Raw genomic sequence first — 13,583 nt, 5'->3', positions numbered from 1 at the left:
GCGACAAAAAGTGGAGGATCACGCGAACGTGATCCTCCACTTCGGAGCGTGCCGGGTGCGGGACTCGAACCCGCACGTCCTCTCGGACAGATGTGTTTGAGACATCAGCGTCTGCCTGTTCCGCCAACCCGGCGAGGCACTTCCGGGAGTGTACCGGTTCACCGCCTGTCCCCGCAGCTAGGTACCCTTCTGGGAGCAGAGCCCCTGCCCCGTATCAAGGAGCCTCAGTGACCGCCCCCGAGTCGCCCCAGCCCGTAGACGTGACCGACGACGACAAGTCGCACGTGCCTCCGCTGACGACCCGTGTCGTCATCGCCGAGGACGAGGCCCTGATCCGGCTCGACCTGAAGGAGATGCTCCAGGAGGAGGGGTACACCGTCGTCGGTGAGGCCGGAGACGGTGAGCAGGCCGTCGAGCTGGCCCGCGAGCACAAGCCGGACCTGGTCATCCTGGACGTGAAGATGCCCAAGCTCGACGGCATCTCCGCGGCCGAGAAGATCGCCGAGGAGTCCATCGCGCCCGTCCTGATGCTCACCGCCTTCTCCCAGCGCGACCTGGTGGAGCGCGCCCGGGACGCCGGTGCCATGGCCTACCTGGTCAAGCCCTTCAGCAAGAGCGACGTCGTCCCGGCGATCGAGATGGCCGTCTCCCGGTTCGCCGAGCTGAGGCAGCTGGAGAAGGAGGTCGCCGACCTCACCCAGCGGCTGGAGACCCGCAAGCTGGTCGACCGGGCGAAGTCCATCCTGCAGACCGAGTACGGGCTGACCGAGCCCGCCGCCTTCCGCTGGATCCAGAAGACCTCCATGGACCGCCGCATGTCGATGCAGCAGGTCGCCGAGGCGGTCATCGCGGACAACGAGGAGAAGAAGGCGGCCAAGAAGGGCTGAGCACGACCGGTGCGACGAGGCCCGCGCCCCGGGGAAGGGGCGCGGGCCTCGTGCCGGTCCCGCGGGGTCAGTCCTCGCCCAGGTACGCCTTCCGTACCGACTCGTCGTGCAGCAGGTCCCGGCCGGTCCCGGACAGCACGATGGTGCCGATCTCCATGACATGACCCCGGTCCGCGAGGGAGAGCGCCGCCTGGGCGTTCTGCTCGACCAGCAGGATCGTGGTGCCCTGCGCCTTCAGCTCCGCGATCGTCGCCATGATCTTCTGCATCATGATCGGCGACAGGCCCATGGACGGCTCGTCCAGCATCAGCAGCTTCGGCCGGGACATCAGCGCCCTGCCCATCGCGAGCATCTGCTGCTCGCCGCCCGAGAGGGTGCCGGCGGCCTGCTTGCGGCGCTCCCCGAGGATGGGGAAGAGGTCGTAGGCGCGCTGGATGTCCTTCTCGATGCCCGGCTTGTCGCTCCGCAGGAAGGCGCCGAGCCGCAGGTTGTCCTCGATGGTCATGCGCGGGAAGATGTGCCGGCCCTCGGGGGAGTGGGCGAGGCCGAGGGCGACCACCTGGTGGGCCGGGATCTTCCTCAGCGATCTGCCGTCGAACCGGATCTGCCCGCCGGCCGGCCTGAGCAGCCCGGACAGGGTGCGCAGGGTGGTGGTCTTGCCGGCGCCGTTGGTGCCGATGAGGGTGACCACCTCTCCGGCCTCGACGGTGAAGGAGATGCCCTTGACGGCCTCGATCTTGCCGTAGGCGACGCGGAGGTCCTCGACTTCGAGCAGTGCGGTCATCAGTCGTCCTCCTTGCCGGGCGCGTTCTCGAAGGGCTCGCCGAGGTAGGCCGCGATCACCCGTTCGTCGCCCTGGACGGTGGCGCTGTCGCCCTCGATCAGTTTCTCGCCCTGTACGAGGACGGCCACCCGGTCGCACAGATTGAAGATGAAGCGCATGTCGTGCTCGATGACGAGGACGGCGATGCCCATGTCCCGGATGGCGAGGACGAGTTCCTCGGTGGCGCGGGTCTCCTGCGGGTTCATGCCGGCGGTCGGCTCGTCGAGCAGCAGCAGTCCGGGTTCGCTGGCCAGGGCGCGCGCGATCTCGAGTTTGCGCTGCTCGCCGTAGGGCAGGTTGCGGGCGAGGTGTTCGGCCTTGGCGGCGAGGCCGACGAACTCCAGGAGTTCCGTGGCCCGTTGCCGGGAGAAGCGTTCGGCGCGGTGGAAGCGGGGGCCGCGCAGTACGGCGGACCAGAAGCCCTCCTTGGTGCGGGTGTGCCGGCCGACGAGCACGTTCTCCAGGACGGTCATGTTGGCGAACAGCCGGATGTTCTGGAAGGTGCGCGCGATGCCGGCCGCGGTGACCTTGAAGGGCTTGGGGGGCAGGACGGTGCCCTGGTAGCGGACCTCGCCCTCGGTGGGGACGTACAGGCCGGTCAGGCAGTTGAAGAAGGTGGTCTTGCCGGCGCCGTTGGGTCCGATGAGGCCGACGATCTCGCCGGCGCCCACGGTGAGGTCGACGCCGCGTACGGCGGTGAGGCCGCCGAAGCGCATGGTGACGCCGCGGGCGTCGAGGACGGTCGGGCCGGGGACGGCGGTGTCGGGGGCGGTGCCCCGGGTGGTGTCGGTGGTCATGGTGGTCAGGCCCCCGCCTTCGTCAGGAGGGTGGGTGCTTCGGCGTCCTCGTGGAATTCGAGTTGGCGGCGCCGGTTGGGGATGAGGCCCTCGGGGCGGAACCGCATCAGCAGGATGAGGGCGACGCCGAAGGCGAAGAGCTGGTAGTTGCCGAGGAACTGGAGCTTGTTGGGGATGAGGAAGAGCAGGGCGGCGCCGATCAGCGGGCCGCTGATGGTGCCCATGCCGCCGAGGACGACCGCGGCGAGCAGGAAGGCGGAGTTGGGCGGGATGGGGCCGGCGAAGAGGTACTGCTCGGGGGTGACGGTGTAGGTGACATGGGCCTGGACGGTGCCGGCGAGTCCGGCGAGGCAGGCGCCGACGGCGAAGGCGATGAGTTTGACCCGGAAGCCGTTGATGCCCATGGCGAGCGCGGCGGTCTCGTCCTCGCGGATGGCCACCCAGGCGCGTCCGATGCGGGAGTTGCCGCTGCGACGGAAGACCAGCACCACGACGGCGGTGATGATCAGCATCAGGAAGAAGTAGTTGGCGAATCGGCCGATGGTGAAGCCGCCGAGGTCGTGCTGAGCACCGAAGTCGAAGCCGAGGTCGAGGTTGGGGATGGAGGAGACGCCGTTGGAGCCGTTGGTGATGTCGGGTCCGGAGGTGCCGTCGAGGTTGTTGGCGGTGATGCGGAAGATCTCGCCGAAGCCGAGGGTGACGATGGCGAGGTAGTCGCCGCGCAGCCGCAGGGTCGGGGCGCCGATCAGCACGCCGAAGATCAGGGAGGCGGCGGCGCCGACGAGTACGGCGGCCCAGAACGGGAAGTGGACGCCGAACGGTGAGCTGGGGGAGCCGGAGACCAGGGCGGCGGCGTAGGCGCCGACGCCGAGGAAGGCGACGTATCCGAGGTCGAGAAGGCCGGCGAGGCCGACGACGATGTTCAGGCCGAGGGCGACGGTGGCGAAGATCAGGATGTAGACGCCGAGGGTGGCGTACTGGTCGTCGGTCTGGGTGAAGGGGAACAGCGCGGCCGCGACGAAGGCGCCGCAGATGGTGATGTTCTGATGCCGGGCGGTGATCTGCGAGGCATGGGTGATCAGGCCGGCCTTGTTGAGGGCGGCGAAACCGAGGCCCGCGGTGATCAGGAAGCCGATGAACTGTTCGTCGTACTCGGTGCCGATGCCATAGGTGAAGACGGTCAGGCCGAGTGCGAGGACCCCGATGATGATCAGGATCTCGGCGTAGGAGGGCAGCGCGGGCACGGGCCGGGGGGAGTCGGCGGCGAAGAGGGCCTTGGTGGTCGCCCACGCGTGCGCGAGGCGGTGCCTGGTCCTCGCCCAGCCGGTGTCGTCGGGGTCGGCAGGGTCGGGCTCGGGCCGCCGGAAGGGCAGGGCCAGGGCGCCGGCGAGGGCGGCGAGGCTGGTCAGGGCGACGAGGAAGCCACCGGGTTCGAGGTTGACGAGTCCGCCGAGGTCGGCGCTGATCGCGAGGACCGTGTACCAGCTGGTGGCGAAGGCGGCCAGGGTGGCGAGCCGCAGGGCCGGGTCCGCTCCGGCGGGTACCAGCCGGCGCAGGCCCCTGACCCCGTAGGAGGCGAGGGCGACGAGGCTGGCGAGGAGCGCGCCGACGAGGACGAGGACCTGGAGGCCGCCGGGGTAGCCGTAGACGGTGAGGTCGCCGGGGAAGTCGGCGGTCCAGGTCCAGGCGAGGAAGGTGGACAGGGCCGTGAGAACGCTGCCGCCGAGGGCGAGGGCGCGGGCGGCCTTCTCCGGCAGGGGCAGCAGGCCGGTCGGGGCGTCGGCCTCGTGGGCGCCGGGGGTGTCGGGTGCGGTGGTCTGTGTGGTCATCGAATCTCACGCCCTGTCCGCGACGCGCTCGCCGAGCAGGCCCTGCGGCCTGAACAGCAGTACGAGGATGAGGAGTACGAAGGCCCAGACGTCGGCCCAGGACTGGCTGCCGAACTTGTCCATGCCGGGGATGTCGGCGATGTAGGCGGTGGCCAGGGTCTCGGCGACGCCGAGGACCACGCCGCCGATCATGGCTCCGTAGATGTTGCCGATGCCGCCGAGGACGGCCGCGGTGAACGCCTTGAGACCGAGGATGAAGCCCATCCGGAAGTTGATCTCGCCGTATTTCAGGCCGTAGGCGACGGCGCCGACCGCGGCGAACGCGGCGCCGAGCGCGAACGCGATCACGATGATGCGGTCGGTGTTGACGCCCATCAGCTTGGCGGTGTCCGGGTCCTGGGCGGTGGCCTGCATGCCGCGGCCGGTGCGGGTCTTCAGCACGAAGTAGCCGAGGACCGCCATGGAGAGGGGGGCCGCCGCGACGAGGAAGACGTCGCCGGTCTGGATGGTGACGCTGCCGATGTCGAAGGGTCCGCCGGAGATCTGCGGGAAGGTGCGCGCGGACTTCGCCTCCGGGTACCAGGCCCATACCGCCTGCTGGAGGGCGAGGGAGAGGCCGATGGCGGTGATGAGGGGGGCGAGGCGGGGGGCGGTGCGCAGGGGCCGGTAGGCGAATCGTTCCGCCCCGACGGCGATGGCGACCGCGACGATGACGGCGCCCACGATCATCAGCGGCAGGGCGATCCACATGGTGGTGCCGCCGGGGAGCCAGAGCCAGACGGTGAGGGCGCCGAAGGCTCCGGTCATGAATATCTCGCCGTGGGCGAAGTTGATGAGCTGGACGATGCCGTAGACCATGGTGTAGCCGATGGCGACCAGCCCGTACATGGCTCCCAGTAGCAGGCCGTTGACCAGCTGCTGCGGCAGTTCGTTCACCGCATGTCCTCCGAGCGTTCGGAAAGTGCGAGGGATGTGGCCGGATGCGGGTCCGCGCGGGGCGCCGGTGGAAACAGCGCCCCGCGCGGCTCGCGAGAGGTTCAGGCGCGGGGATCAGCCGGTGTACGTACCGGACTTGACGGGAACCCAGGCACCGTTCTTCACGGCGTACACGGTCAGCTGTTTGTTGGTGGCGTCGCCGTACTGGTCGAAGGAGACCTTGCCGGTCACGCCGTCGAAGGACACGCTCTGCATGGCCTCGGTGACCTTCTTGCGGGCGTCGGAGGGGAGTTCGCCGCCATTGGCCTCGACGACCTTCTTCACGGCTTCGATGATCGCCCAGGCGGAGTCGTAGGCGTAGCCGCCGTAGGCGGAGTAGCCCTCCTTGTAGCCGGCGGCTTTGTAGTCGGAGACGAATTGCTCGGCGGAGGGCAGATCCTCGACCGGGGCGCCGACGGAGGTGGTGAGGTCGCCGGTGCTCTCGGCGCCCGCCAGCTTCATGTAGGTGTCGTCCTTGACGCCGTCGCCGCCGACGAGCGGGATCTTGGCGCCGGAAGCCTTGATCTGCTTGCTGAGCGGGCCGGCCTGCGGGTATTCACCGCCGTAGTAGACGACTTCGGCGCCCGAGTTCTTCACCTTGGTGGCGACGGCGGAGAAGTCCTTCGTGTCGGGGTTGATGTGCTCGGTGCCGACCACCTGGCCGCCGAGCTTCTTGAACTCCTGGGTGAAGGTGCTGGCGAGGCCGGAGCCGTAGGTCTTCTTGTCGTCGATGACGAAGACCTTCTTCTTCTTGGCCGTGTTGAAGACGTACTGGGCGGCGAACGGGCCCTGGATCGCGTCCGTGGTCGCGGTACGGAAGTAGGCCTTGTACTGGCGCTCCTTCTTGGTCTGCCAGTTCGGCCCCTGGGACAGGGACGGGCCGGTGTTCGCCGGGGAGACCTGGACCAGTCCGGCGTCGTCCAGGACCTTCTGCATCGACTCGGCGACCGAGCTGTTCAGCGGGCCGACGACGCCGAGGACCTCCTTCTCGGAGACGAACCGGGAGGCGTTCTGCTGGCCGGCGGACGGCTGTGCCTGGTCGTCCAGGGCCTCCGTCGTGAAGGTGACGCCCTTGACGAAGTTCCGCTTGTTGGCGTTCTTGGCGGCCAGGTCCGCCGAGTTCTTTATGCCGAGGCCCATGGCGGACAGGTCGCCGGTCAGGGGGACGTCGACGCCGATGACGACGGTGCCGCCGCCGTCCTTGCCGGAGCCCTCGTCGCCGCTGTCGCGCGAGCCGCAGGCGGTGAGGGTGAGCGCTCCCGCGGCCAGCGCGGCGGTGAGGGCGATAAGCGAACGTTGACGCACGATCAGTCCTTTCCCCAGGCACAACCGCTTCCCCATGGACGCGGCGGAGTCGCGCGCCGCGCTGAATTGACAAACCGAAGGCGCGGTGACTGGCGGTGACTCTAAGCGTGTGCGGGGAACGTGGAGGAGTGTCTGACCGAGGCTGTGACTCTCTTGTTATGACACGGCGTAATGCACAGCGGTACCCGGAGGGCGGGAAGGAGGAATTCAGGCTGATTCGCGCCGTCCGCATTCCGAGAACCCGCTGGACCTGCCATGATCAATTCAGGGGTGTCGGCTGTTTTGCTGATGACCGTGAACTGTTGCCACAAGTGACTTCCGGCGCCTCGGAGAGATGCTCCGCGCGGTTCGGTCCCGGGTGAAGCGCCGCCTCCATATTGCGCGCGTATTACGCAGGGTTACGGCAAGGAAAGGGAGTCCGGCATTCCTGGGGGCTTTTCCGCATTTCGTCACGTGCGTCGTTACGGTGATCTTGCGGACGGAACACGCCTCGGCGCGGAACGGAATTGCGGGTTCCGTGGCCGGTGACAGATCTCCGGGCGGGACGCGTCGCGGGCGGCCGAGCGGCGCGCGGTGGCGGCTGGCGCGGCCGGGTGGCGTGGAGGAGGCCGCCGCTTTCCGGGAGGGCGGTTCAGGCGAGGGCGTGCCGCCGGTGGCGGACGCGCCGGGCGGCCGGGGCGCGCGGGTCCGCCCGCCGGGCCGCGTTGCGTAGGGGCCTCGTCCGCCGCCCCGCGCGCGTGTGCCCTGCGCGTGTGTCCTCTCCCCACTCCCGCCACGACCCGCTGACCGGGCTGTGCGCCACTCCGCGCGCGTGTGCCCTCTCCGGGCTCCGGCGTCCTCGCGCCCGGCCGGCGGCCACCTCACCGACCCCGCGCCGAAGCCACCAGGGGGAGCGGGGCCGGGGCGACGCTTCCGGAGGGGTGAATGGGGTACCGCTTGTGGACCCGGCCCGCGGCCCCTGCCCCTCGGAAGCGGGCCTCGGGTCAGCTCGCGGTGGTCCGGGCGGGGGGCTCGTCGCCCGGGCGGACTTCCCGGAGGAGGCAGGTCAGGCGGGCGGAGCAGACCCGGCGGCCCTCCTCGTCGCTGATCACGACCTCGTACGTCGCCGTCGACCGGCCCCGGTGCACCGGCGTGGCCACGCCCGTCACCAGGCCCGAGCGGACCCCGCGGTGGTGGGTGCAGTTGAGGTCCACCCCGACCGCGATCTTGGAGACGCCCCCGTGCAGCATGGAGCCGACCGAGCCCAGCGTCTCCGCCAGCACCGCGGAGGCGCCCCCGTGCAGCAGGCCGTACGGCTGGGTGTTGCCCTCCACCGGCATGGTCCCGACCACCCGGTCCGCCGAGGCCTCCAGGATCTGCACGCCCATGCGGGTGCCCAGGTGCCCGGCCGAGAACAGGGCGGGCAAGTCCACGCCGAGCGCGGAGTACTCGTCGATGACCTGCTGCGGGAACTTCACTTGCTGCTGCTCACCCATGGGGCCCGGCTCCGTCCGTCGTACACCACTCTGCTCGCTGAGCAAACGCTCACTCGGCCGCCGATTGTTCCAGACGGCCGCCCGCGTCCCCGGTGTGGGCTTCGAGACGTACGACGACGGACTTGCTGGCCGGGGTGTTGCTGGTGTCGGCCGTCGCGTCCAGCGGCACCAGCACGTTCGTCTCGGGGTAGTACGCCGCCGCGCATCCCCGGGCCGTCGGATACGGCACGACCCGGAAGCCGGGCGCCCGCCGCTCCACCCCGTCCTGCCACTCGCTCACCAGGTCGACGTACGAGCCCTCGGCGAACCCGAGCGCGCGGGCGTCCTCGGGGTGCACCAGCACCACCCGGCGCCCGCCCTTGATGCCCCGGTAACGGTCGTCCAGGCCGTAGATCGTGGTGTTGTACTGGTCGTGCGAGCGCAGGGTCTGCAACAGCAGCCGGCCCTCGGGCAGCGCCGGGTACTCCACCGGCGCCGCGGTGAAGTTGGCCTTGCCCGTGGCGGTCGGGAAACGCCGTTCGTCACGCGGCGCGTGCGGCAGCGCGAAGCCGCCGGGCCGGGCCACGCGCGCGTTGAAGTCCTCGAAACCGGGGACCACGCGCGCGATGCGGTCACGGATCGCCCCGTAGTCCTCGGCGAACTCCTCCCACGGCACGACACTGCGCTCGCCCAGCACCCGGCGCGCCAGGCCGCAGACGATGGCCGGCTCGGAGCGCAGGTGCGGGCTCGCGGGGGCCAGGCGCCCGCGCGAGGCGTGCACCATGCCCATGGAGTCCTCGACCGTCACGAACTGCTCCCCGCCGGCCCGCACATCGCGCTCGGTCCGGCCCAGGGTGGGCAGGATCAGCGCCCGCGCGCCCGTGACCACGTGCGAGCGGTTGAGCTTGGTCGACACGTGCACGGTCAGCCGCGCCCGGCGCATGGCCGCCTCGGTGACCTCGGTGTCGGGGGAGGCGGACACGAAGTTGCCGCCCATGGCGAAGAAGACCTTCGCCCGGCCGTCGCGCAGCGCGCGGATGGCCCGTACGACGTCGAAGCCGTGCTCGCGCGGGGGCGCGAACCCGAACTCCCTCTCCAGGGCGTCCAGGAAGGCCGGGGCGGGCCGTTCGAAGATGCCCATGGTGCGGTCGCCCTGGACGTTGCTGTGGCCGCGCACCGGGCACACGCCCGCGCCCGGGCGGCCGATGTTGCCGCGCAGCAGCAGGAAGTTGACCACTTCCCGGATGGTCGGCACCGAGTGCTTGTGCTGGGTGAGACCCATGGCCCAGCACACGATCGTCCGCTCGGAGGCCAGGACCATGCCCAGGGCCCGCTCGATCTCCGCGCGCGTGAGGCCGGTCGCGGCCAGCGTCTGGTCCCAGTCGGCGGCCCGCGCGACCGCCGCGAACTCCTCGAAGCCGTGGGTGTGCTCGCGGACGAACTCCTCGTCGACCGCGCCCTCCGCCTCCAGGATCAGCTTGTTCAGGAGCCGGAAGAGAGCCTGGTCGCCGCCGATGCGGATCTGCAGGAACAGGTCGGTCAGGGCGGCGCCCCGGAGCATGCCCTGGGGCGTCTGCGGGTTCTTGAAGCGCTCCAGGCCCGCCTCGGGCAGCGGATTGACGCTGATGATCTTCGCGCCGTTCGCCTTGGCCCTCTCCAGCGCGGAGAGCATGCGCGGATGGTTCGTGCCGGGGTTCTGGCCCGCGACGATGATCAGATCGGCCTGGTAGAGGTCCTCCAGCAGGACGCTGCCCTTGCCGACGCCGATGGTCTCGCCGAGCGCCGACCCGGACGACTCGTGGCACATGTTCGAGCAGTCCGGCAGGTTGTTCGTGCCCAGTTCGCGCGCGAAGAGCTGGTACAGGAACGCGGCCTCGTTGCTGGTGCGGCCCGAGGTGTAGAAGACGGCCTCGTCGGGGGAGCCGAGGGCGGCGATCTCCTCGGCGATGATGTCGAAGGCCCGCTCCCAGGAGACCGGTTCGTAGTGCGTGCCGTCCTCGGGCAGGTACACGGGGTGGGTGAGCCGGCCCTGCTGGCCCAGCCAGTAGCCGCTGCGGCCGGACAGGTCGGCGACGGAGTGCGCGGCGAAGAACTCCGGTGTGACCCGGCGCAGCGTGGCCTCCTCGGCGACCGCCTTGGCGCCGTTCTCGCAGAACTCGGCCGTGTGCCGGTGGTCCGGCTCGGGCCAGGCGCAGCCCGGGCAGTCGAAGCCGTCCTTCTGGTTCACGCGCAGCAGCGTCAGAGCGGTGCGCTTCACCCCCATCTGCCGCTGGGCGACGGCCAGCGTGTGCCGGATGGCGGGCAGTCCCGCCGCCGCGTGCTTCGGCTCCGCGACCTGCGGCGCGTCCTGGACCGGATCACCCTTGGGCGGCTTCGTCGCCATCGCACGCTCCCCTTCGACTGCGTGTGAGAAGTACCGCTGCCGATCCTCCCACGGGGCACTGACACCGACACCGGTCGGGCGGGCGACGGCCGGGACCATTGCCCGCGGTGGGGTGTGTCTTTCGCCGCTCTTTACCGAGGGACGGCTCACCGGGGGACGGCGCACCTCTCTCGCGGGGGACGGCGCCTGGCTTTCGCGAGGGACGGCGCACGGCTTTCGCGTGGGACGGCGCACGGCGCCGCTCGCCGTGTCCGGGACCATACCGGCCGCGGGCGGGCGGTCCGGGTTGTCAGTGGCTCGTGGCAGGATCGGTGACGTGGCAGAGACAGCACCGAAGCAGACCGACAAGACCCCCGGCGGCTCCCGTCCCCGGCTGATGCTCATGGACGGGCACTCGCTGGCCTACCGCGCGTTCTTCGCGCTGCCCGCGGAGAACTTCACGACCGCGACCGGCCAGCCGACGAACGCGATCTACGGTTTCGCGTCGATGCTGGCCAACACCCTGCGTGACGAGGCGCCCACGCACTTCGCGGTGGCCTTCGACGTCTCCCGCAAGACCTGGCGCTCCGAGCGGTTCACGGAGTACAAGGCGAACCGCTCCAAGACCCCCGACGAGTTCAAGGGCCAGGTGGAGCTGATCGGCGAGCTCCTCGACGCCATGCACGCCCCGCGCTTCGCCGTCGAGGGGTTCGAGGCGGACGACGTCATCGCCACCCTCGCCACCCAGGCCGAGGCCGAGGGCTTCGAGGTGCTGATCGTCACCGGCGACCGCGACTCCTTCCAGCTGATCACCGAGAACATCACCGTGCTGTACCCGACGAAGGGCGTCTCGGAGCTGACCCGGTTCACCCCGGAGAAGGTTTTCGAGAAGTACGGCTTGACGCCCGCCCAGTACCCGGACTTCGCGGCCCTGCGCGGCGACCCGTCCGACAACCTGCCCGGCATCCCCGGCGTCGGCGAGAAGACCGCAGCGAAGTGGATCAACCAGTTCGGCTCCTTCGCCGAGCTGGTCGAGCGGGTCGACGAGGTCAAGGGCAAGGCGGGCCAGAACCTCCGGGACCACCTCGAGTCCGTCAAGCTCAACCGCGTCCTCACCGAGCTGGAGCGGCAGGTCGAGCTGTCCAGGACGGTCGCCGACCTGGAGCGGGCCCCGTACGACCGCAAGGCCGTGGCGATGGTCCTCGACACCCTGGAGATCCGCAACCCGTCCCTGCGCGAGCGTCTCTTCGCCGTCGACCCCGGCACGGAGGAGACCGAGACCGCCCCGGTCACCGCCGACGGCGTCGAGATCGACGGCAGAATCCTGCGCACCGGCGAGCTGGCCCCCTGGCTCGCCGAACACACCGCCGGGCCGCTGGGCGTCGCCACCGTCGACACCTGGGCCCTGGGCACCGGCTCGGTCGCCGAGGTCGCGCTCGCCGCGCCCGGGGGACCGGCGGCCTGGTTCGACCCGTCCGAGCTGGACGAGGCCGACGAGAACGCGTTCGCCGCCTGGCTGGCCGACGCCGGCCGGCCCAAGGTGTTCCACGACGCCAAGGGCGCCATGCGGGTCTTCGCCGAGCACGGCTGGCGCGTCGAGGGCGTCGGCATGGACACCGCGCTCGCCGCGTACCTGGTCAAGCCCGGCCGCCGCTCCTTCGACCTGGACGCGCTGTCCCTGGAGTACCTGCACCGCGAGCTGACCCCCGCCGCCGCTGCCGACGGTCAGCTGGCCTTCGGCGCGGACGAGGGCGCCGAGGCGGAGGCGCTGATGGTTCAGGCCCGCGCGGTCCTGGACCTGGGCGAGGCGTTCGAGGGCCGCCTGAGGGAGGTCGGCGCCGCCGACCTGCTCCAGGACATGGAACTGCCCACCTCCGCGCTGCTCGCCCGCATGGAGCGGCACGGCATCGCCGCCGACCGGGCGCACCTGGAAGCGATGGAGCAGATGTTCGCGGGCGCGGTGCAGCAGGCCGTGAAGGAGGCGCACGCGGCGGCCGGCCGCGAGTTCAACCTGGGCTCGCCCAAGCAGCTCCAGGAGGTCCTCTTCGGCGAGCTGGCGCTGCCGAAGACCAAGAAGACCAAGACCGGTTACACCACCGACGCCGACGCCCTGGCCTGGCTCGCCACCCAGACCGACAACGAACTGCCCGTGATCATGCTCCGCCACCGTGAGCAGGCGAAGCTCCGGGTGACCGTCGAGGGCCTGATCAAGACCATCGCGGGCGACGGCCGCATCCACACCACGTTCAACCAGACGGTGGCCGCGACCGGACGCCTGTCCTCCACCGACCCGAACCTGCAGAACATCCCCGTGCGCACCGACGAGGGCCGGGCGATCCGCCGGGGCTTCGTGGTCGGCGAGGGGTTCGAGTCCCTGATGACCGCGGACTACAGCCAGATCGAGTTGCGCGTGATGGCCCACCTCTCCGAGGACGAGGGCCTGATCCGGGCGTTCACCTCCGGCGAGGACCTGCACACCACGGCCGCGTCCCAGGTGTTCGGGGTCGAGCCGCAGGCGGTGGACGCGGAGATGCGCCGCAAGATCAAGGCGATGTCGTACGGCCTCGCCTACGGTCTGTCCGCGTTCGGCCTCTCCCAGCAGCTGAACATCGACGCGGGCGAGGCCCGTGCCCTGATGGACGCCTACTTCGAACGCTTCGGCGGGGTGCGGGACTACCTGCGCCGGGCGGTCGACGAGGCGCGCGCCACGGGCTACACGGCGACGCTCTTCGGCCGCCGCCGCTACCTGCCCGACCTCAACAGTGACAACCGCCAGCGCCGCGAGGCGGCCGAGCGCATGGCCCTGAACGCGCCCATCCAGGGCACGGCGGCGGACATCGTGAAGATCGCCATGCTGAAGGTGGACGGCGCGCTGCGGGCGGCGGACCTGAAGTCCCGCATGCTGCTCCAGGTCCACGACGAAATCGTCCTGGAGATCGCCCCCGGCGAGCGGGAGGTCACGGAGGAGATCGTCCGCCGGGAGATGGCGAACGCCGTCCAGCTGAGGGCCCCCCTGGACGTCTCGGTCGGCGTCGGCCCGGACTGGGAATCAGCGGCCCACTGACCCCGCCGGGCGGCGGAGAGCGCGCCCCGCACCGACCAGAGCCTTCGCGCTCCGCTCGGTGCCCCTCTCCGCCGCGGCACCGGCCGC

9 protein-coding genes and 1 tRNA gene are annotated in these 13,583 nt (G+C 70.5%); 2 read left to right on the top strand and 8 right to left on the bottom strand.

The window, feature by feature from the left end; translation table 11 throughout:
- Window positions 1-49 precede the first annotated feature (49 nt).
- Window positions 50-133 (bottom strand) — tRNA-Leu (locus tag Srubr_RS07635).
- A 94-nt stretch (window positions 134-227) separates the two neighbouring features.
- Between Srubr_RS07635 and Srubr_RS07630 the strand changes: the two genes are divergently transcribed.
- Window positions 228-887: an ANTAR domain-containing response regulator gene (locus tag Srubr_RS07630; RefSeq protein WP_030783645.1), complete on the top strand. Its 660-nt coding sequence runs from the start codon at window positions 228-230 to the stop codon at window positions 885-887.
- 67 nt (window positions 888-954) lie between these two features.
- Here the strand turns inward: Srubr_RS07630 and Srubr_RS07625 are convergent, their stop codons facing one another.
- The 7 genes from Srubr_RS07625 to Srubr_RS07595 all read right to left on the bottom strand — a co-directional run bounded on the left by Srubr_RS07625 (window position 955) and on the right by Srubr_RS07595 (window position 10,453).
- Window positions 955-1,671, bottom strand: a complete 717-nt coding sequence (locus Srubr_RS07625) for an ABC transporter ATP-binding protein (RefSeq protein ID WP_189996657.1) — start codon at window positions 1,669-1,671, stop codon at window positions 955-957.
- A complete protein-coding gene (locus Srubr_RS07620) occupies window positions 1,671-2,507 on the bottom strand; it encodes an ABC transporter ATP-binding protein (protein WP_229926741.1) in 837 nt (278 codons plus the stop codon). The genes Srubr_RS07625 and Srubr_RS07620 overlap by 1 nt, the downstream gene beginning before the upstream one ends.
- A gap of 5 nt (window positions 2,508-2,512) precedes the next feature.
- Window positions 2,513-4,336, bottom strand: a complete 1,824-nt coding sequence (locus Srubr_RS07615) for a branched-chain amino acid ABC transporter permease (RefSeq protein ID WP_189996658.1) — start codon at window positions 4,334-4,336, stop codon at window positions 2,513-2,515.
- A 6-nt stretch (window positions 4,337-4,342) separates the two neighbouring features.
- Complete coding sequence (locus Srubr_RS07610; RefSeq protein ID WP_189996659.1) at window positions 4,343-5,272, bottom strand: branched-chain amino acid ABC transporter permease; 930 nt, start codon at window positions 5,270-5,272, stop codon at window positions 4,343-4,345.
- 114 nt (window positions 5,273-5,386) lie between these two features.
- Window positions 5,387-6,616: a branched-chain amino acid ABC transporter substrate-binding protein gene (locus Srubr_RS07605; RefSeq protein ID WP_189996660.1), complete on the bottom strand. Its 1,230-nt coding sequence runs from the start codon at window positions 6,614-6,616 to the stop codon at window positions 5,387-5,389.
- 983 nt (window positions 6,617-7,599) lie between these two features.
- A complete protein-coding gene (locus Srubr_RS07600; protein ID WP_189996661.1) occupies window positions 7,600-8,091 on the bottom strand; it encodes a PaaI family thioesterase in 492 nt (163 codons plus the stop codon).
- 49 nt (window positions 8,092-8,140) lie between these two features.
- Window positions 8,141-10,453 carry an FdhF/YdeP family oxidoreductase gene (locus Srubr_RS07595; RefSeq protein ID WP_189996662.1) on the bottom strand — a complete coding sequence of 771 codons (2,313 nt, stop codon included), beginning with the start codon at window positions 10,451-10,453 and terminating at the stop codon, window positions 8,141-8,143.
- 316 nt (window positions 10,454-10,769) lie between these two features.
- Between Srubr_RS07595 and polA the strand changes: the two genes are divergently transcribed.
- Window positions 10,770-13,496: a DNA polymerase I gene (gene polA / locus Srubr_RS07590; RefSeq protein ID WP_189996663.1), complete on the top strand. Its 2,727-nt coding sequence runs from the start codon at window positions 10,770-10,772 to the stop codon at window positions 13,494-13,496.
- Window positions 13,497-13,583: the final 87 nt, after the last annotated feature.

This window comes from Streptomyces rubradiris, assembly GCF_016860525.1.
GTDB classification, from domain to species: Bacteria; Actinomycetota; Actinomycetes; order Streptomycetales; family Streptomycetaceae; genus Streptomyces; species Streptomyces rubradiris.
Note: the sequence above shows the minus strand (reverse complement) of the source record. Positions and strands in the feature narration are given on the sequence as shown.

Excerpts from the sequence above, each read along its gene's own strand:
- Srubr_RS07620 (WP_229926741.1), bottom strand. The coding sequence starts at position 2,507 with ATGACCACCGACACCACCCGGGGCACCGCCCCCGACACCGCCGTCCCC.
- Srubr_RS07625 (WP_189996657.1), bottom strand. The coding sequence starts at position 1,671 with ATGACCGCACTGCTCGAAGTCGAGGACCTCCGCGTCGCCTACGGCAAG.
- Srubr_RS07615 (WP_189996658.1), bottom strand. The coding sequence starts at position 4,336 with ATGACCACACAGACCACCGCACCCGACACCCCCGGCGCCCACGAGGCC.
- Srubr_RS07600 (WP_189996661.1), bottom strand. The coding sequence starts at position 8,091 with ATGGGTGAGCAGCAGCAAGTGAAGTTCCCGCAGCAGGTCATCGACGAG.
- Srubr_RS07595 (WP_189996662.1), bottom strand. The coding sequence starts at position 10,453 with ATGGCGACGAAGCCGCCCAAGGGTGATCCGGTCCAGGACGCGCCGCAG.